This window comes from Bradyrhizobium sp. SZCCHNRI1029 (assembly GCF_032487555.1).
Lineage (GTDB): Bacteria > Pseudomonadota > Alphaproteobacteria > Rhizobiales > Xanthobacteraceae > Bradyrhizobium.
Genome location: NZ_JAUEUK010000009.1, coordinates 221,742 through 241,153, shown reverse-complemented (window position 1 = coordinate 241,153; position 19,412 = coordinate 221,742). Strand labels below are relative to the sequence as shown.

Here is a 19,412-nt window from a genome sequence, read left to right as displayed (position 1 = left end):
ATGGTGAGACCACCTGCGCCGGCGCGGCGGCATTTACCGGGCGGAAACCGTTGCTGTCGTTGAATGCGAGCATGGCACAGTTGCGCATGGAAGTTCGCGATTCGGCCGGCACCATCCTGCCGGGCTATGGCGACGCATTCTTCGACCTCAGGCTCCCCGGCGATCACCGCCGCGTGGCGCAGACCCTGCTCCGGATCATTCGCGGCGACGACTTCCGCTCACCGGTCCACAGCGTCCACTTCTTCCGGGGCGCTTCCGAGATCGGCTGCTGGTCGGTCGACGACGAGCGCGCGGAGATGAGCTTCGCGGACGAGTTCGCCCACACGCCGCCGGCCGCGGCGTAACAGCTTCCCCGACGAGCCCCCGGCACGCGGCATCGGCCTCATGCGATCCGGGGGTGCGCGGTCTGGTGCCAGGTCCAGGCCGAGCGGATGATCGTGCCGAGATCGGACCGATGCGCCGCGAAGCCGAGCTCCTGCTGGGCAAGATGGGGATCTGCGACCAGGACCGGAGGATCGCCGGCGCGGCGCGCGCGCACCACCAGCGGGACCCGCTCGCCGGTCTCCCTGCCGATTGCATCGACGATCTCGCGCACCGAATGGCCGCGGCCGGTCCCGAGATTGTAGGTGCCACCCGAACCGGTCTGCAGCAGACGCTCCATCGCCGCGATGTGGGCTGCCGCGAGATCGTCGACGTGAACGTAATCGCGCACGGCGGTCCCGTCGGGTGTGTCATAGTCGGTGCCGAAGATCGCAAAGTCCGGCACGTGGCCGAGGATCGCCATCAGCGCTCGCGGGATCAGGTGCGTCTCGGGATCGCGCAACTCACCGATCAGGCCTGACGCGTCGGCGCCGCCGGCGTTGAAGTAGCGCAGCACGATGGCCGACAGGCCGTAGGCTGCCTGATAGTCCGCCAGGATCTGCTCGATCATGTATTTCGAGCGGCCGTATGGATTCAGGGCCGATCCCGCGGCGCTCTCGGGAATCGGATCCCGCCCGGCGTCGCCATAGACCGCGCCGGTCGAGGAGAACACCAGCCGCGCGCAGCCGGCCTCGCGCATGCCCTGCAGCAGGCCCAACGTGCCGACGACGTTGTTCAGATAATATTTGTGCGGATCGGCGACGGATTCGCCGATCGTGCTCGGCCCGGCCAGGTGCATCACCGCGTCGACCGCGTGGGCGCGGATGGTGTCAGCCACCCTGGCGCTGTCGGCGATGTCGCCGACCACGAGCGGTCCCCATCGCACGAAGCGGCGATGGCCGGTGGACAGATTGTCGTAACAGATCGGCACGTAGCCAGCCCCGGCGACAGCCTTGCAGCAATGAGCCCCGATGTAGCCGGCGCCGCCGGCAACCAGGATCGCTCCCTTGTGACCCATGCATGAAAGCCTTCTGATCAGCAAACGGCTGGACCCAAGTCGCGGATGAGAAATGTGACCCAGCGAGGCGACCGCTGCAACCGGGCAGCGCGCGCCGGCCGGCGTCACCGACAACCGCTGGGCGGCAGGCCGCTCCGTGCTCTTAACGCTCTCGCACCCAGCCGGTCGTCCAAATTGCGGTCAAGTGACGCCGAATAGCTGATGTCACGCGATGACGGCACGACATCTAGCCGTGAACAGACCTCGTACCGGGCTGCGCCGCTGATTCGGACGCGGTTCGTTCAAGTCACGTTCTGAACGTTAACGTGAGCGCGCGCGACGTCGCATTCTGGGACATCAGGCGCGGGCTGGTCGCGGCAGCGAATCCGGCGCCGATGTCGTTGGCGCGATCCCGGCGCGGCGATCGCGGGCTGTGCCTGTGCTCAACCTGCTGGCCTGTTAGCTGGTTCATCACGGTCCGATCGCCCGCGGGTTCCGTTCGGCGCGCAGATGTCCATGCCCCGCGACGCATGGCTCACAACCCAGAGTCCAGGTGGCACGCGGCGCAGAATGGGATACGAGTCGTCGGACTGATCAGCGTCGGCCGATGCAGGAGGCGTCCCTTGAGTGAAACACCGAGCAACGTCGACGCGGCGGCGCGCGCTGCATCGACGCCGCCCGCCGCGGCGCCCGGGCTCTGGGCGCGTCTCGGCATTCCGCTGCTTGCGGTGATCGCAGCGCTCGCCTTCGTGGCGCTCGCGACCACGCGCTGGAACGCCTGGACCGGCAACGCAACGACCCAATCGACCAACGATGCCTATGTGCGCGCCGACCTGACGCAGCTCTCGAGCCGCGTGGCCGGCGAGGTGACGAAGGTTGCGGTCAGCGATTTCCAGCAGGTCAAGGCCGGCGACCTGCTGGTCCAGATCGATCCGGCCGACTACGAGGCACAGGTGTCGCAGGCCGAGGCCAATGTCGAAGCGGCGCAGGCGGCGCTCGACAACCTCAGCAATCAGGTCGAGCTGCAATACGCGACCATCGCCCAGGCCGAGGCGCAGCAGGTCTCGGCCGGCGCGGCCGAGGTGCAGGCCAGGCAGGAGGAAGAGCGCCAGCAGTCGCTGTCGCAGAGCGAGGCAGGTACCAAGCAGCGGCTGGAACAGGCAACGGCCGCTTATGCCAAGGCACAGGCGGACGTGCGCGCGAGCCGCGCCGTGATCGCCGCGCAGCGTCATCAGCTCGAGGTGCTCACCGGCACCAAGAAGCAGCGCGGCGCCGATCTCGCCGGCGCCAAGGCCGCGCTCGCCGCCGCGCGGCTCAAGCTCGGCTACACCAGGATCACCGCGCCATTCGACGGCGTCGTCGGACAGCGCCAGGTGCAGGTCGGCGACTACGTCAATATCGGCAGCAGCCTGATCGCGGTGGTGCCGCTGCCGCATGTCTTCGTCATCGCCAACTACAAGGAAACGCAGCTCACCCATGTCGCCCCCGGCCAGCCGGTCGAGATCACCGTGGATTCGTTCCCGGGCCAGAGGCTGCATGGCCGCGTCGAGCGGATCGCGCCGGCCTCCGGCTCGCAATTCGCGCTGCTGCCGCCCGACAATGCCACCGGCAACTTCACCAAGGTCGTGCAGCGCATTCCGGTCCGCATCGCCCTCGACGGCGACCAGCCGCTGCTCGCGCGGCTGCTGCCGGGCATGTCGGTCGTGACCCACATCCGCACCACCGGCCAGGCCGATGGCGCCAAGTGAGACCGATCGCGGACCGCTGTCGCGCGGCGGCCAGGCGGCGCATCCGCTGTTTGCCGTCGGCGCCGTCCTGCTCGGCTCGTTCCTGGCGAATTTCGACAGCCGGCTGACCTCGGTCGGCCTGCCCGATCTGCGCGGCGCGTTCTCGCTCGGTTTTGACGAGGGCGCCTGGCTGTCCACCGCGGCGATCGGCTCGCAGATCGTCATCGCGCCGGCCGTGGCGTGGCTCGCGACCGTGTTCGGTCTGCGCCGTGTGCTGGGTATTCCCAGCCTGATCTATGCGGTGCTGTCCCTGATCATTCCGTTCGTGCGCGACTATCCGACCTTGATCGCGCTCGCGATCCTGCACGGCATGCTGCTCGGCACCTTCGTGCCGGCCACGCTCATGATCATCTTCCGCAACCTGCCGATCCGCTGGTGGCTGCCGGCGATCTCGATCTATGCGATCCGGGTCGGCTTCGCGCTGGATACCTCGACCTCGCTGGTCGGCTTCTATGTCGAGCATCTCGGCTGGCAGTGGCTGTACTGGCAGGGCGTCGTGCTGGCGCCGCTGATGGCGCTGATGGTCTATCTCGGCACCCCGGCCGAGCCCGTCAACCGCGCGCTGCTCGAGAACGCCGACTGGGGCGGGATGCTGCTGCTCGGCAGCGCCGTGGCGATGATCTATGCCGGTCTCGACCAGGGCAACCGACTCGACTGGCTGCAATCGGGCACGGTGATGGCGCTGCTGTGCGGCGGCGCCGCGCTGTTCGTCCTGTTCCTCGTCAACGAGGCGCTCGCCCCGCAGCCATGGGCGCATTTCAACGTGCTGTTCTCGCGCAACATCGGGCTGTCGCTGGTCGTGATCCTGCTCTACACGCTGACCAGCCTCTCGAATGCGTCGCTGGTGCCGAACTTCCTCGTCACCATCACGCAGTTGCGGCCGGAGCAGAGCGGCTCGCTGCTGTTGTTCTACGGCGCGCTGCCGATGGTCGTGCTGGTGCCGCTGTCGATCGTCCTGCTTCGCCATCTCGATCCCCGCATCGTCGTCGTGCTCGGTCTCAGTGCCTTCGCGGCGGCCAATCTGCTCGGCACTCAGATCACCCATGCCTGGGCGCGCGAGGATTTCATCGTCATCGTCGTGCTGCAGTCGATCGGACAGGCCCTGACCTTGCTTCCGATCATCATCGTCGCGCTGTCGAATTCCGATCCGGCGCGGGCGACGTCCTTTGCGGCCTATATCCAGGTGATGCGGCTCGGCGGCGCCGAAATCGGCGTCGCCCTGATGGGAACGTGGCTGCGGGTGCGCGAGCAGGTGCATTCGGCCTATCTCGGCCTCAATATCCAGAGCGGCGATCTCGACGTCGCGCGCGCGCTGCAACGACTGACCGGCTATTTCGCCGCGCATGGCGGCGGCCAGGCCAAGGCCCGCGCCGTCGGGACCTTGGCCGCGCAGGTGCAGCGCGAGGCCAACGTGCTCGCTTATCTCGATGCGTTCTGGCTGTGCTTCTGGCTCGCGATCGCCGCGCTCCTGCTGGTCGCCCTGATCACGCGCGCGCCTTCGGGCCCGTTCTCGCCAGCACCGATCGGTCTGAGGGCGGCGTGGATGCGACGGTTCGGAACGTCGACGACGTGAGCGGGCCCGCCCGCAGCATGCGGGGTCGTCGCCTTCTCTCCAACAACGCCGGCGCGCCTCTGCGTCTTTAACCTTCTGACGAAAGCCGAGCCGCACGATCAGAATCGCCAGCGCTGCATGTTGCGCGCCATCTCCGAGAGCTACGACATCTAGCCGTGAACAGATCTCAAACCGTGATTCGCAAGCGATTCGGACGCGGTTCGTTCCAGCCGCGTTCCGAACGTTAACGGCGGTGCGATGATCGTCGCATTCTGGGACATCATGCTCGCGATGATTGCGGCAACTCGTCGAGCGGCCATTTCGGACGCTTGATCTTCTTGTAGGGCAACGTCGTGACGTCGCGCGCGACCACGCCGGGCGCATCGACCATGATGATGTCGGCCGCGATCGGCGCAAATGCCGCGCGGAAATGCTGGGCGGATTTCACCACGACGAGCTTGCGCGCGGCAGGATCGCAGCCGAGCTGCGTGAAGAAGTCGGTGCCGAACGCCTGGCAGCGGAACGTGGTGATCACGACCTCGACGCCATTGCTCCCGATCAACGCGCAATCGCCGAGCTTGGCGGGCGTGCCGGCAAGGCCCGTCATCACCATATTCTCCTTCAGCGCCTTGATCTCCCAGGTCGCATCGACGGGATCACCCGACAGCGGCCCGATCTTGCCGCCGATCCGCAGCGGCAGCTTGGCGCCGACGCCGGCATCGAAGGCGATGCGCACCGCGATCGGATCCCAGAGCGGACCGAGGCAGGCATTGCCGATGTTGCGGTCGAGCAGCCGGCGCAGGATGAACGTGGAATCGCCGGGCGCACCGCCGCCGGGATTGTCGCTGGCATCGCCGAGCACGATGGTGCCGTCCTTCGCCAAGGCCTGGTCGAGCGCAGCATCGACGCCGGGCATGCGTTCGGTCACCGCCTCGCGCATGCCGATCAGCTCGTCCGCGAGCTTGCGCGCCAGCGCCTGCGCCTTGGCGCCATCGGGATCGACGGCGGCATCGCTATAGACCAGCACCTTGGTGCCCATGGACGGCGTGTCGCCCCAGCCGAAGCCGTGAACGATCGAGGCCGAGACGATGCCGTCCTTGCCTTCCAGCGCGGTGACGCGGTCGACGAAGCTGCGCACCGGCTCGCGCGTGGTGTGCAGGGTCACGATCATGTCGGTGTCGACCAGGGCCTTCTGCAGCTTCAGCCGCTTCTCGGCGAGCTCGGTGCAATGTTTCACCAGATCCTGGGCCCGCTCGAGAATGTCGGTGTGCGGATATTCCTTCCAGCAGATCAGAAGATCGGCGCTTCTGACCATCAGCTCGCTCATGTGAACGTGGGGGTCGAGCGTCGCACCGATGACCACATCGGGTCCGACGATGTCGCGGATGCGCGCGAGCAGCTCGCCCTCGCAATCATCATAGCCGTCGGCGATCATCGCGCCGTGCAGGCCGATCAACGCCATGTCGACCGGCAGCGCGGCTTCGAGGTCGGCGAGGATCTGGTCGCGCAGGGTTTCGAACGCGGCGCGGGTGACGAGCCCGTTCGGCACCGCTGCGGCGACCAGCCCCTCGATCAAGGTCCAACCTTTCGATGGCCCGACCTGCCGCGCCGCCCATAGTGGCCCGCCATGCATCTGCATCTTGTCCGGATGCGTTCCGGCCGGGAAGTAGGCGCGCTCGTGGAAGGTCGCGAGCCCCGTCGGCATCGGCGCAAAAGTGTTGGTCTCGGTGGCAAGGGCGGCGGAGAAGACACGCATGGAGGAATTGCTCTTGGTTCGCGCGATGACAATGAGGCGGCCGCAGGGGATCGCATCGCGCCCACGAGCACAAGACTTTGCGACGGCAGAGCACCCGTCGCGCAGCGCATGATGTCGATCAGTTCGCCGCCGCCGGCGCCCTCACCGACTGATCCTCGATCGCCTTGATCGCGACGACGGCGACCTGGGATAATGCCTCGCGGTCGGCGCCTGACGACGCCATCACGCTCATGCCGGTGATCACGGCGGAAACATAGCGCGCGAGCGCAGCGGGGTCGGCGGCTTCAGCCAGATCGCCTTCGCGCTTGGCGCGCTCGAAACGGTGCCGGAGCTGCTCCTCGGTCTGCGCGCGGCGGGCCGCGAGCTCGAACGGCACGTTGGAAGAGCCGGAGCCGCAGGCGAGACCGCCCTGCACCAGCAGGCAGCCGGGCGGATTGGAAGGATCGGTCTGTTTCTCGGCGACGCCCATCAGCATCCGCGCGGTGACCTCGTGGGCGGTCGGCGCGCTCAGCACCTCGTCCATCCAGGCCTCCCGTCGCGCCGTGTAGCGGTCGAGCGCGGCCCTGAGCAGGGCCTCCTTGCTGCCGAACGCGGCATAGAGGCTGGGCGGGTTGATGCCCATGGCATCGGTGAGCTGGGCGATGGTGGCGCCCTCATAGCCATGGCGCCAAAACACCTCCATCGCCTGGTCCAGCGCGGTGTCGCGATCGAAAGTCCGGGGCCGTCCGATGCCCATCTGCAAAACTCCTGTTCCGTCTCCGCCCCGTCTGATTCTTATCTAGTTGTTCTTGAACGCGATTTCTTTGATCTGGCGCAGTCCGCCGAAAGTCGGGCTACTATTTTCGTAGTATCCGTTACATAAGTCTCTTGCGAACGGGTTGCCAGCGCCACATTTGTAGCGAGCACTACAAATCTGGAGCGCGCCAATGCCTTCGTCCGAAATTCGTTCTTCCGGCCGCCTGAAGCGGTGGCTGAGCACCGTCGCCGCCGCCGGCTTGGTGATTGCCGCCGGCTCCTACGCCGGCTCCCAATATTTCCACTTCAGTTCCGCGCCGAATGCGGCCCGCGCTGCGGCCCCCGAACAGGCCGTCCCCGTTACGGTTGCCGTCGTCGAGCCGCGCCAGGCGAGCCTGTGGGACGAGTTCTCCGGCCGGCTTGAAGCCGTCGAGCGGGTCGAGATCCGGCCGCGGGTGGCCGGTGCCATTCTCGGCACCAATTTCACCGAGGGCTCGCTGGTCAAGGCTGGCGACGTCCTGTTCAAGATCGACCCGGCGCCCTACGCCGCCGAGGTCGACCGGGCGCAGGCGCAACTGGAAGCGGCGCGCGCCCGCGCCGCCTTCGCCGCCAACGAACTGGAGCGCGGCGCGCAGCTGGTTGGCAATTCCATCGTGACCAAGCGCGATTACGACCAGCGCGACAACGGCAATCGCGAAGCCATCGCCAACGTCAAGGCCGCCGAAGCGACCTTGCAGACAGCCAAGCTCAATCTCGACTACACGCAGGTGCGCGCGCCGGTCGACGGCCGGGTCGGCCGGATCGAGGTCACGGTCGGCAACCTCGTCGCCGCCGGGTCGGCCTCGCCGGTGCTGACCTCGCTGGTGTCCGTCAACCCGATCTATGCGAGCTTCGACGCCACCGAAGAGCTGGTGTTGCGCGCATTGTCGGCGATTGCCGACGGCTCGGGCAAACGCGGCAATCTCGACCGCATCCCGGTCGAGATGACGACCTCGGGCGGCATCACGGCATCCGGCCATATCCAGTTGATCGACAATCAGGTCAACGGGCAGAGCGGCACGATCCGCGTCCGCGCCGTGTTCAAGAACGAGGACGGCCGGCTGATCCCCGGCCAGTTCGCGCGCGTGCGCATGGGCCAGCCGCAGCAGCAATCGCTGGTGCTGCTCGACGAGCGCGCCATCGGCACCGACCAGGACAAGAAATTCGTGATGGTGGTCGGCGACGACGAGCGCGCTGTCTATCGCCCGGTCAGCCTCGGCGGCAGCGTCGATGGCCTGCGCATCATCTCCGCCGGCCTCAAGCCCGGCGAGCGCGTGGTCGTCAACGGCCTCCAGCGGGTGCGGCCAGGTGCGTTGTTGAAGACGCAGGTGGCCGCGATGGGCGCACGCGATGGGGCGGCCACTGACAACAAGCGACTGGCGCAGCGCTGATCATGATCGACAATGGCGGTCACCACACACGCGATGCCCACCCTCCCCTGGAGGGGGAGGGTCGACGCGCGCACAGCGCGCGGCGGGGTGGGGTGACGGTCTCAGTTGGTGAAAACCTGCTCGCACCTCCTCAGCCATCCGTGCGTCGCGGGTTCGTCTCAGTCGAGCACCGCACGCGCGGAGGGGCCGCCACCCCACCCCGTCTCGCATGTCGCTGCGCTCATGCGAGCCGACCCTCCCCCTCCAGGGGAGGGTGGGCACCGCGCCAGCCCTTAGACCAAGTCAGATAACGACGACCGACCTCTCCCGACCACGGGGCCTCCCATGAACCTCTCCAAATTCTTCATCGATCGGCCGATCTTCGCAGGCGTGCTGTCGACGCTGATCTTCCTCGGCGGCTTGATCGCGCTGTTCTCCATGCCGATCTCCGAATACCCCGACGTCGTGCCGCCCTCCGTGGTGGTGCGTGCGACCTATCCCGGCGCCAATCCGAAGGTGATCGCCGAGACGGTGGCGACGCCGATCGAGGAGCAGATCAACGGCGTCGAGAACATGCTCTATATGAGCAGCCAGGCGACCACCGACGGCGCGATGACGCTCACGGTCACCTTCAAGCTCGGCACCGATCCGGACAAGGCCACGCAGCTGGTGCAGAACCGGGTGCAGCAGGCCGAGCCGCGGCTGCCCGCCGTGGTGCGCCAGCTCGGGGTGATCACCAAGAAGAGCTCGCCCGACCTCACCATGGTCGTGCATCTGATCTCGCCCAACGGCCGCTATGACACCACCTATTTGCGCAACTACGCGGTGCTCAACGTCAAGGACCGGCTGGCGCGCATCGACGGCGTCGGCGACGTCCAGCTGTTCGGCGCCGGCGACTATTCGATGCGGGTCTGGGTCGATCCGCAGAAGGCGGCCGAGCACGGTCTCTCCGCTAGCGACATCGTCAAGGCGATCCAGGCGCAGAACGTCGAGGCCGCTGCCGGCGTGGTCGGCGCCTCGCCGAGCGTGAAGGGGCTGGACCTGCAGCTCTCGGTCAATGCCGAGGGCCGGCTGTCGAACGAGGACCAGTTCGCCGACATCGTGGTGAAGACCGGCGCTCACGGCGAGATCACGCGGCTGCGCGACGTCGCCCGCATCGAGCTCGGCGCCTCCGAATACGGCCTGCGCTCGCTGCTCGACAACAAGCAGGCGGTGGCGATTCCGATCTTCCAGGCGCCGGGCTCCAACGCGCTGCAGATCTCCGACAACGTCCGCGCCACCATGGCGGAGATCGCGAAGACGATGCCGGAGGGCGTCGAGTATCACATCGTCTACGACCCGACCCAGTTCGTGCGCTCCTCGATCGAGGCCGTCGTGCACACGCTGTTCGAGGCGATCGTGCTGGTCGTGATCGTGGTGATCCTGTTCCTGCAGACCTGGCGCGCCTCGATCATCCCGCTGCTGGCGGTGCCCGTCTCCATCGTCGGCACCTTCGCCGTGATGCATCTGTTCGGCTTCTCGATCAACGCGCTCAGCCTGTTCGGCCTGGTGCTCGCGATCGGCATCGTCGTCGACGACGCCATCGTCGTGGTCGAGAATGTCGAGCGCAACATCGAGAGCGGGCTGTCGCCGCGTGACGCCACCTACCAAGCGATGCGCGAGGTGTCGGGGCCGATCATCGCGATCGCGCTGGTGCTGGTCGCCGTGTTCGTGCCGCTCGCCTTCATCTCCGGCCTCACGGGCCAGTTCTACAAGCAGTTCGCGCTGACGATCGCGATCTCCACCGTGATCTCGGCGGTGAACTCGCTGACCTTGTCGCCGGCCCTGTCGGCGCTGCTGCTCAAGGGCCACCACGAGCCGAAGGATCGCCTCACCCGCATCCTCGACCAGAGTCTCGGCTGGTTCTTCCGCGGCTTCAACCGCGCCTTCGTCCGCGCCTCCAACAATTACAGCGGCAGCGTGTCCAAGGTGATCACCGGCAAGGCCGCGGTGATGATCCTCTATGTCCTGCTGGTCGGCGCCACCGCCGTGCTGTTCAAGCAGGTGCCGGGCGGCTTCGTGCCGGGCCAGGACAAGCAGTATCTGGTCGGCTTCGCGCGGCTGCCGGACGGCGCCACGCTCGACCGCTCCGAGGAGGTGATCCGCAAGATGAGCGACATCGCGCTGACGCAGCCCGGGATCGAGAGCTCGGTCGCCTTCCCCGGCCTGTCGATCTCCGGCTTCACCAACTCCTCCAATGCCGGCATCGTGTTCTCGACCTTGAAGCCGTTCGACGAGCGTAAGGATCCATCGCTGTCCGGCGGCGCGCTGGCGATGGAGCTCAACAAGAAATATGCGGGCATCCAGGACGCCTTCATCGCGATGTTCCCGCCGCCACCGGTCAACGGCTTGGGCACCATCGGCGGCTTCAAGCTGCAGATCGAGGACCGCGCCGGCCTCGGCTACGAGGCTCTGAACGACGTCACCAAGGCGTTCATGGCCGGCCTGCAGAAGTCGCCGGAGATCGCCGGCGTGTTCTCGAGCTTCCAGGTCAACGTCCCGCAACTGTTCGCCGACATCGACCGCACCAAGGCGTTGCAGCTCGGCGTCCCCGTGACGGAGGTGTTCAACACCCTGCAGATCTACCTCGGCTCCTACTACGTGAACGACTTCAACAAGTTCGGCCGCACCTATTCGGTGCGCGTGCAGGCCGACGCGCCGTTCCGCGCCCGTGCCGACGATATCCGCCAGCTCAAGGTGCGCTCCGCCTCCGGCGACATGGTGCCGCTGTCGGCGCTGCTCAACGTGCGACAGAGCGCAGGTCCCGAACGCGCCATCCGCTACAACGGCTTCCTGTCGTCGGATATCAACGCGGCAGCGGCGCCCGGCTTCTCCTCCGGCCAGGCGCAGGCGGCCGCCGAGCGGGTCGCGGCCGAGGTGCTGCCGCCCGGCTTCGCCTTCGAATGGACCGACCTGACCTACCAGGAGTTCATCGCCGGCAACTCCGGCCTGTGGGTGTTTCCGCTCGCGATCCTGCTGGTGTTCCTGGTGCTGGCCGCGCTGTATGAGAGCCTGACCCTGCCGCTGGCGATCCTGATGATCGTGCCGATGGCCCTGCTGGCGGCGATGTTCGGTGTCTACCTCTCGAAGGGCGACAACAACATCTTCACCCAGATCGGCCTGATCGTGCTCGTCGGCCTCTCCGCCAAGAACGCGATCCTGATCGTCGAATTCGCGCGCGAGCTCGAATTCGCCGGGCGGACGCCGTTGCGCGCCGCGATCGAGGCCAGCCGCCTGCGGCTGCGGCCGATCCTGATGACGTCGATGGCGTTCATCATGGGCGTGCTGCCGCTGGTGCTCTCGACCGGCGCCGGCTCGGAGATGCGGCGCGCGATGGGCGTCGCGGTGTTCTCCGGCATGATCGGCGTCACCGTGTTCGGCCTGTTCCTGACGCCCGTGTTCTACGTGCTGCTGCGGACGCTGACCGGCATGAAGCCCCTCACCCAGCATGGCGGCCACGGCACGGTGGCGGCTCAACCCGCGGAGTAAACAAGAATGTGAACGCGCGTGATGTCGAGCGCCCGGAAACGCGATCGTCTCTTGATTCGTAGAGACAAATGGCAGCCGGCGTCCCGATCACGCTCCACGGATGATCCGATTCACGATCAATTCTACACGACTGTGAAACGGATCACAGACCAGCGCAGCGAGATGGAGGACGCCAACTCCAGCACGTTGCGCCGACCCGGCGGCCTGTCCCGCACCAGGCCGCCGGGTCATTTGACCACACGGAGTTGCAACATGGATTTTTTGAATCATCTTGTCGCCGCCAGACTGATGAAGACAGCAGAGGGTTTTGAACGCATCGGCGCCCACGGTGCATCGCGGCGGCTGCCGGCTCCGACCCGTGCGCGGGCGACGAGCACACCGGCGCTCGGTCTCGTCGTCGACAATTCGGCGGGGAGCGAACCGGTGCCGGCGCTTGCCTGCCCGGACGATCAAGGTTGCAGCGCCGGATTGTAGGACCGCAACGCTCCAAACACGTCCCCGGGGGCGTGACCCCCGCCGGACCAGACCATGCGCCGGCAGCGGACGATCTCAACACGCCCTGCCGCAACGCGGCCGGCGCGGCGCCTAGCGCCAAAATGGCATCATCTCACGATCAAAACTCGCGCTTGCCACGGCTGGGAACAGCCGATAGCTTTTTTGAACCTTTCAAAGCGCGACGGATCATCGAGCATGTTTTCACGGCGGACCAGCCCCACGGGTGTGAAGGTGTCGAACGGGACGCCACGCGCGGCCCTCCCCGTCTCGAAGACGGTGCTGGTGGCGGCGGCAGCCATGCTGAGCGTCGCCGCGGCGGCGCAGGCGCGCGATCTCACGGTGGTGTCTTGGGGCGGCAACTATCAGGACGCGCAGCGCAAGATCTACTTCCAGCCGTTCGCCGCCAAGCTCGGCGCCACCGTGCTCGACGAGAGCTGGGACGGCGGCTATGGCGTGCTGCAGGCCAAGGTGAAGGCCGGGGTGCCGAACTGGGATGCGGTGCAGGTCGAGGCCGAGGAGCTCGAGCTCGGCTGCAGCGACGGCATCTATGAGAAGATCGACTGGAGCAAGATCGGCGACAAGAAAGGCTTCATCCCGGCCGGCGTGAGCGATTGCGGCGTCGGCGCCATCGTGTGGTCGACGGGCATGTCCTATGACGGCGACAAGATCAAGGATGGGCCAAAGACCTGGGCGGACTTCTGGGACACGGCGAAGTTTCCGGGCAAGCGCGGCCTGCGCAAGGGCGCCAAATACACGCTCGAATTCGCGCTGATGGCCGACGGCGTGCCGGCGACCGACGTCTACAAGGTGCTGAAGACCAAGGAGGGCGTCGAGCGCGCCTTCAAGAAGCTCGACGCGCTCAAGGCCGACATCGTGTGGTGGGAGGCCGGCGCGCAGCCGCTGCAGCTCCTGTCATCCGGCCAGGTCGCGATGACCTCGGTCTATAACGGCCGCATCAGCGCCATCAACCGCACCGAGGGCAAGCATTTCGGCTTCGTGTTTCCGGGCAGCATCTACGCTGTCGACAGCTGGGTGGTGCTGAAGGGCTCGCCAAACAAGGACGCCGCGATGAACTTCATCGCGTTTGCGAGCCAGGCCGAGAACCAGGCCAAGCTGCCGGAATACATCGCCTATGGCCTGCCGAACATCGCCGCCGCCAAGCTGGTGCCGGAAAAATTCGCCGCCGAGCTGCCGACCACGCCGGACAATCTGAAGCAGGCGATCGCGCTCGACGTCGGCTTCTGGACCGACAATTCGGAAGAGCTGTCGAAGCGCTTCAACGCCTGGCTCGCGCGCTGAGGCTCGCCGCTTCAGCAAACCGGGCGCGCGATGATCGTCGTCGCGACGCGCGCCTGCCCTCCTCGTGCATGAGTCCCGGCGAGGTCCGCGCCGAAAGCCTCCGTCATGGATACCCCCTTCATCTCGTTCCGGCATGTGGTCAAGCGCTTCGCTGCGCTGACCGTGGTCGACGATCTCGATCTCGATATCGCGCGCGGTGAGTTCGTCGCCCTGCTCGGGCCCTCCGGCTCCGGCAAGACCACGCTCCTGATGATGCTCGCAGGCTTCGAGCAGCCGACCAGCGGCACGATCGAGGTCGGCGGCGCCAGGGTCGACGGGCTGCCGCCGCACAAGCGCAACATGGGCGTGGTGTTCCAGAACTACGCGCTGTTCCCGCATATGAGCGTGCGCGACAACATCGCCTTTCCGCTCAGGATGCGCGGCACGTCCAAGCCCGAGATCGCGCAGCGCGTCGCCCGCGTGCTCGACATGGTCAAGCTGTCGGCCATGGCCGAGCGCAAACCGGCGCAGCTCTCCGGCGGCCAGCAGCAGCGCGTCGCACTCGCCCGCGCCCTGGTGTTCGAGCCGCAAGTGGTGCTGATGGACGAGCCGCTCGGTGCGCTCGACAAGAAGCTGCGCGAGCAGATGCAACTCGACATCCGCGACCTGCACCGCCGGCTCGGCCTCACCATCGTCTTCGTCACCCACGACCAGGACGAGGCGCTGACGATGTCCGACCGCATCGCCGTGTTCAACCACGGCAGGATCGAGCAGATCGGCACGCCGCGCGAGATCTACGAGCTGCCGCGCACGTCATTCGTCGCCGAGTTCATCGGCGAGACCAACCTGCTGGCGTGCAAGCTCGACGAGCACGCGGGCGAGGTGATGCGGCTGACGACAGACTCGGGCCTCACGCTGTCGGCGCATGCCGGCGCCGCCCGCATCGATGGCGGCAAGGTGCAGGTTTCGATCCGTCCCGAGGCCATCCGGATCAACGATCATGCAGCGGCGACCGCGAACCGCCTGACCGCGCGCATCCTGGATGCGGTGTATTTCGGCGATCACATGCGTCTGGTCGCCACGGCCGGCGCGCAGCGGCTGATCATCAAGGGCGATCGTGCCGGTCAGGCCGCGGAGGTCGGCAGCGAGGTCGCGCTGTCGTTCGCGGCGTCGGATGTCTGGGTGGTGGGATCATGCGACCAGACCTCCGCCAACGGTTGACGGCAGTTCTGCTGCTGGCGCCGCTTCTGGCGTTCATGCTGTCGTTCTTCGTCGTGCCGCTGGTGACGATGATGAAGTCTGCTGTATCCGATCCAGTCGCGACCGAGTCCCTGCCCCGCACCCACAAGGCGCTGGCGCGCTGGGACCGCACGAGCGTGCCTCCTGCAACCGCACAGGCCGCGTTCATCGACGACATCCGCAAGCTGACCAATGACGAGCAGTTCGGCGATCTCGTTCGCCGCCTCAACAGCGCGCAGTCCGGATTCCGCAGCCTGCTCGGCAAGACCCGCCGCGCGCTCGACGGCACCGGCGCGGTCGACCTCGCCGCAATCGACTCGCGTTGGAGCGAGACCTCCTATTGGACGACCATCGCCGAGGCCGTCGCCTCGCCCTGGACCGACAAGAACCTGCTCGCTGCTGTCGACCTCGAGCGCAACGCCGCCGGCAATATCGCTGCGATGCCGGAGGGCGCCTCGGCCAACCGCCTGATCATGATCCGGACCTTCGTGACCTCGGCGCTGGTGACGCTGGCCTGCATCCTCATCGGCCTGCCGTTCGCGATGGTGGCCGCCTCGGTCGACGGCTGGCGCCGGCAGATCCTGCTCGGCGCGGTGCTGCTGCCGCTGTGGACCTCCCTCCTGGTACGCACCGCGGCCTGGTATGTCGTGCTGCAGGACAACGGCCTGATCAACGCCACCTTGAAGGGGCTCGGCCTGACGTCAGCGCCGGTGCCGCTGATGTTCAACCGGCTCGGCGTCGTCATCGCCATGACACATGTGCTGCTGCCGTTCATGGTGCTGCCGATCTTCAGCGTGCTGATCGCGATCCCGCGCAATCTGATGCCGGCGGCGGCCTCGCTCGGCGCGCATCCGCTGCGCGCCTTCGTCCACGTCCTGCTGCCGCTGTCGATGCGCGGCGTCGTCTCCGGCGCCCTGCTCGTGTTCATGGCCGCGCTCGGCTACTACATCACGCCGGCGCTGATCGGCGGCGCCAACGATCAGATGATCAGCTCGGTGATCGCCTACTACGCCACGGGAGCCGCAAACTGGGGCATGGCCGGCGCGCTTGGCCTCGTCCTGCTCGCGATGACGATCCTGCTCTACGCCCTCTACATCCGGCTGACCTCGACCGAGGAGCAGCGCGCATGAAATGGCTGCCGCTCGTCAAGCTGCTGTTCGCGATCGCCGTCATCGTGTTCCTGCTCGGGCCGTTGATCGCGGTGCTGCCGCTATCGCTGACCGACAGCGTGTTCCTGAACTATCCCATTCCCGGCTATTCGACGCGCTGGTTTCGCGAGCTGGTCACCGCCGACTCCTGGCGGCTCTCGATCGTCAACAGCCTGCTGATCGGCGCGGGGACCACAGCCCTTGCAACGTTGCTCGGCACGCTCGCCGCGCTCGGCCTGCGCGGCAAGCCCGCCTCGCTGCTGTTCGCGACGCTTCGCACCGTGTTCCTACTGCCGATGGTCGTGCCGGCGGTGGTGCTCGGCGTCGGCATGCAGCTGATGTTCTCGCGCTACGGGCTCACCAACACCTATCTCGGCGTCATCATCGCGCACACCGTCGTCGCCGTGCCGTTCGTGCTGGTCAACGTCTCCTCGGCCTTGCAGGGCGTCGATATCCAGCTCGAGCGGGCCGCCGCGAGCCTCGGCGCTTCGCCCGCCGTGGTGCTGCGCTCGGTGACGTTTCCCATCGCGCTGCCCGGCATGATCTCCGGCGCATTGTTCGCTTTCGCGACGTCGCTGGACGAGGTGGTGCTGACGCTGTTCGTCGCCGGCCCCAATCAGCGCACCCTGGCGCGGCAGATGTTCGCCACCATCCGCGAGAACATCAGTCCGGCGATCGTCTCGGCGGCGGCCGTGTTCATCGTCGGGACGATCGTGCTGTCGCTCGCGATGCTCGCGCTCCGGCGGCGGATGACGTGAGCGAGAGCTTATCGTAGATGATTGCCCTCTACATCAAGGTCCTTCCAAAGCGGTTCAACCAGGATGCTTCTCCACCTTCGCGGCTTTATTGCGCAACTCCTTAAAGACCTCCGACCGCCGGGTGGGATCGAGAATAATCTGTAGCCGACCGACGAAATGCCTTTTGCAGCCGGTCAATTCATCTCGACGAGCCTGGTTGTTCTGTTTGTTCTGGCAATCGACTCTACCCAAGCTCTTGTAGGCACTCACAAGTCCATCAAGCACCTCATGCCGAAATCCTTGGTACCCAGGCTCCTTATCCATTCCATGATCTTCAACCCGAGTATTGGGGAAGAACCATCGTCCACGATCAATCATCGATGAAATCGCGACTAGGAGTCTATGACGTCGCTCGAAGAAGGACTCTCCCTTGAATCCACTTACCGGATCCAATCGCTTTGGATCGAGATCACAGAGATGAACCGCCTCAGATAGAGCATCGACGACTTCCTCCCCCCACTCTCGAATGTCCTCGAAATAATTGAGCTCGGTGGTCATCACATCAAGCTTCTGCTTAAAGTACGCAAGCCCCAATGTTCGTGTTGAAAACCATACACTCGTAACCGCAGCAAACAGAGCAATCACCGCGCTCAGCACAGGAAGCGCTTGCAGCGTCTCAGCGCGTGAAAGTGGCCACCAATACATCTTTACATTCCAAACAAGTCGGTGAGACCAATTTCGCCGATGCACCCTAACCCTTATCCCACCTTCACATATTTCCGCCAATCATGCGCTTCCTTGAACCCGAGCACCTCGCGCGTCTTGCGGTTCGACAGCGGCGCCTCGTCGTCACCCATCTCGCGGGTCACCGGCACATTCGGGCAATAGCGCCGCAGCAACTCGCGCGTCGGCATCGTTGCGGTGACGGTGTCGTTGACGGCATTGAAGACCTGGAAGCCGAGCCCGTCCTTCTGGATCGCCAGATGCACGATCTCGCCGAGGTCGCGAGCGTCGATATAGGACCAGGCATTGCGCTTGCGCGACGGCGGGTCGGCGAGGAAACGCGGGAACATGTCGTATTCATGCGGCTCGATGACGTTGCCGATGCGCAAGCAGTAGATGTCGATGCCATAGCGCATCGCAAAGGCGCGCGCGGTCTTCTCGTTCACGACCTTGGACAACCCGTAGGAATCCATCGGGTCGGTGTCGTAGTCCTCCTCGAGCGGAAAGCTCCTGAAGTCCTTGTCGCCCTCCGCGAAGCATACGCCATAGGTGGTCTCGCTGGAGGCGATGATGATCTTGCGCACGCCGAGCTTCGCCGCGGCCTCGATGACGTTGTAGGTGCTGATCGTATTCACGCGAAAGGTCTCATTGTCGGGCTCGATCAGCACCCGCGGGATCGCGGCGAAATGCACCACCGCATCCGGCGCCCGTGGCGGCCGGCCGGCGTTGAAGCCGCCGAAGCCATGATGCGTGGTCAGCGCGTTGAAGGCCTGGCCGCTGTCCGTCAGATCCGCGATCAGGGTGTTGATCCCGGGGTGATCGAACGGCTTGAGATCGACGTTGAGGAGCGCGTAGCCCTTGTTCTGCAGATGCGGCAGTACATGCCTGCCCGCCTTGCCTGTTCCCCCGGTGAACACCACGCGCTTGGCTGTCATTGAGCTCGTCATCCCCTGTGAGTGCGTGATCGCTTCTAGCAGTTTCCAGCGAAGCTGCTCCACAAGGAACTTGCAGCCTGCCGCGCGGGACGCGGCCTGCTTTCAATGCCGCGTGGAAGCCTATTGCCGCACTGCGTTGATAGCTCCGCCTCCCGGCGGGTGACATCAGGCCAACCGCCCCGGCCCAGCCTGCGCGCATTTCTGTCGATCCGAAAATCGCGTCCCATCGCGACACGGCAGTCTCTGGATGCGTCGTCGGCACATCACCCGATCGCGATGCAAACGACGATCATTCGCAAAATTTTTTCGGCGCTGAGTAGCCAAGTTTCCCATTTTCGGATAGGTAATATAGTGCGGTCACAATGTATTGGGACGGCAGGTTCGTCCCTGAAGGGATATTGTCATGAGATTGTCGTCGAGTGTCGTCGTGTCCTCGGCTGCCGCCGTGCTGGCAACCGTCCTGCTGTGCGGTCCTGCCGCATCGCAAATCACACCAGGCTCCGCCCCCTCGCTTCCGGGCGTAACGGTCGACGCACCGAAGCAGGCGACAAAGCTCCACAGGTCGAAGACCACGGCCGACACCGGGATCTCGCGCCGCACGCGGTCGACGGCGTCGTCGACGGCGCGCGCGCCGTCAGTTGCGTCGGACTCCGTGGAAGCCAGGATCGCCAAGCTGGAGAGAGCCGCCAGCAGCTGCAACGGCGGCTGCGAGACCAGCTTCAAGTCGGGCAAT

At 65.9% G+C, this 19,412-nt stretch carries 16 protein-coding genes; 10 read left to right on the top strand and 6 right to left on the bottom strand.

All coding sequences use genetic code 11. The features are described 5' to 3' along the window. Nucleotides 1-86 precede the first annotated feature (86 nt). Nucleotides 87-344: a hypothetical protein gene (locus tag QW861_RS25180; RefSeq protein WP_316193608.1), complete on the top strand. Its 258-nt coding sequence runs from the start codon at nucleotides 87-89 to the stop codon at nucleotides 342-344. A gap of 38 nt (nucleotides 345-382) precedes the next feature. Here QW861_RS25180 and galE read toward each other — a convergent pair whose 3' ends face one another. Continuing rightward, nucleotides 383-1,378, bottom strand: a complete 996-nt coding sequence (gene galE / locus QW861_RS25175) for a UDP-glucose 4-epimerase GalE (RefSeq protein ID WP_316193607.1) — start codon at nucleotides 1,376-1,378, stop codon at nucleotides 383-385. 602 nt (nucleotides 1,379-1,980) lie between these two features. On the opposite strand from galE, the gene QW861_RS25170 reads away from it, so the two are divergent. Together QW861_RS25170 and QW861_RS25165 are read left to right on the top strand one after the other, a co-directional pair. Continuing rightward, nucleotides 1,981-3,105, top strand: a complete 1,125-nt coding sequence (locus tag QW861_RS25170; RefSeq protein ID WP_315810741.1) for an HlyD family secretion protein — start codon at nucleotides 1,981-1,983, stop codon at nucleotides 3,103-3,105. Beyond that, a complete protein-coding gene (locus QW861_RS25165) occupies nucleotides 3,092-4,717 on the top strand; it encodes an MFS transporter (RefSeq protein WP_316193605.1) in 1,626 nt (541 codons plus the stop codon). The genes QW861_RS25170 and QW861_RS25165 overlap by 14 nt, the downstream gene beginning before the upstream one ends. A gap of 259 nt (nucleotides 4,718-4,976) precedes the next feature. Here the strand turns inward: QW861_RS25165 and QW861_RS25160 are convergent, their stop codons facing one another. Then, on the bottom strand, nucleotides 4,977-6,452 hold the full coding sequence (locus QW861_RS25160; RefSeq protein ID WP_316193603.1) for a M81 family metallopeptidase: 1,476 nt from the start codon (nucleotides 6,450-6,452) through the stop codon (nucleotides 4,977-4,979). Between the two features lie 118 nt (nucleotides 6,453-6,570). After that, a complete protein-coding gene (locus QW861_RS25155; RefSeq protein WP_315716607.1) occupies nucleotides 6,571-7,188 on the bottom strand; it encodes a TetR/AcrR family transcriptional regulator in 618 nt (205 codons plus the stop codon). A gap of 190 nt (nucleotides 7,189-7,378) precedes the next feature. On the opposite strand from QW861_RS25155, the gene QW861_RS25150 reads away from it, so the two are divergent. The 7 genes from QW861_RS25150 to QW861_RS25120 all read left to right on the top strand — a co-directional run bounded on the left by QW861_RS25150 (nucleotide 7,379) and on the right by QW861_RS25120 (nucleotide 17,042). After that, a complete protein-coding gene (locus QW861_RS25150) occupies nucleotides 7,379-8,617 on the top strand; it encodes an efflux RND transporter periplasmic adaptor subunit (protein WP_315753346.1) in 1,239 nt (412 codons plus the stop codon). A 324-nt stretch (nucleotides 8,618-8,941) separates the two neighbouring features. Beyond that, a complete protein-coding gene (locus QW861_RS25145; RefSeq protein ID WP_315825428.1) occupies nucleotides 8,942-12,124 on the top strand; it encodes a multidrug efflux RND transporter permease subunit in 3,183 nt (1,060 codons plus the stop codon). A 252-nt stretch (nucleotides 12,125-12,376) separates the two neighbouring features. After that, complete coding sequence (locus tag QW861_RS25140; protein WP_315769322.1) at nucleotides 12,377-12,598, top strand: hypothetical protein; 222 nt, start codon at nucleotides 12,377-12,379, stop codon at nucleotides 12,596-12,598. Between the two features lie 318 nt (nucleotides 12,599-12,916). Beyond that, nucleotides 12,917-13,918 (top strand): ABC transporter substrate-binding protein, encoded by a 1,002-nt coding sequence (locus QW861_RS25135; protein WP_315716713.1) that lies wholly within the window; start codon nucleotides 12,917-12,919, stop codon nucleotides 13,916-13,918. Between the two features lie 105 nt (nucleotides 13,919-14,023). Then, entirely contained in the window at nucleotides 14,024-15,118 is a 1,095-nt protein-coding gene (locus QW861_RS25130) for an ABC transporter ATP-binding protein (RefSeq protein WP_316184247.1), read from the top strand. A gap of 35 nt (nucleotides 15,119-15,153) precedes the next feature. Next, nucleotides 15,154-16,266, top strand: coding sequence for an ABC transporter permease (locus QW861_RS25125; RefSeq protein WP_315753456.1), 1,113 nt, complete (start codon nucleotides 15,154-15,156; stop codon nucleotides 16,264-16,266). Beyond that, complete coding sequence (locus QW861_RS25120) at nucleotides 16,263-17,042, top strand: ABC transporter permease (protein ID WP_315753338.1); 780 nt, start codon at nucleotides 16,263-16,265, stop codon at nucleotides 17,040-17,042. Before QW861_RS25125 ends, QW861_RS25120 begins: the two co-directional genes overlap by 4 nt. A gap of 54 nt (nucleotides 17,043-17,096) precedes the next feature. Here the strand turns inward: QW861_RS25120 and QW861_RS25115 are convergent, their stop codons facing one another. The 3 genes from QW861_RS25115 to QW861_RS25105 form a co-directional block, all read right to left on the bottom strand. Further along, nucleotides 17,097-17,726 carry a hypothetical protein gene (locus tag QW861_RS25115; RefSeq protein WP_315753336.1) on the bottom strand — a complete coding sequence of 210 codons (630 nt, stop codon included), beginning with the start codon at nucleotides 17,724-17,726 and terminating at the stop codon, nucleotides 17,097-17,099. 53 nt (nucleotides 17,727-17,779) lie between these two features. Continuing rightward, entirely contained in the window at nucleotides 17,780-18,679 is a 900-nt protein-coding gene (locus tag QW861_RS25110; protein ID WP_315753334.1) for an NAD(P)-dependent oxidoreductase, read from the bottom strand. Between the two features lie 357 nt (nucleotides 18,680-19,036). After that, nucleotides 19,037-19,402 (bottom strand): hypothetical protein, encoded by a 366-nt coding sequence (locus QW861_RS25105; RefSeq protein WP_315716599.1) that lies wholly within the window; start codon nucleotides 19,400-19,402, stop codon nucleotides 19,037-19,039. Between the last annotated feature and the right edge of the window lie 10 nt (nucleotides 19,403-19,412).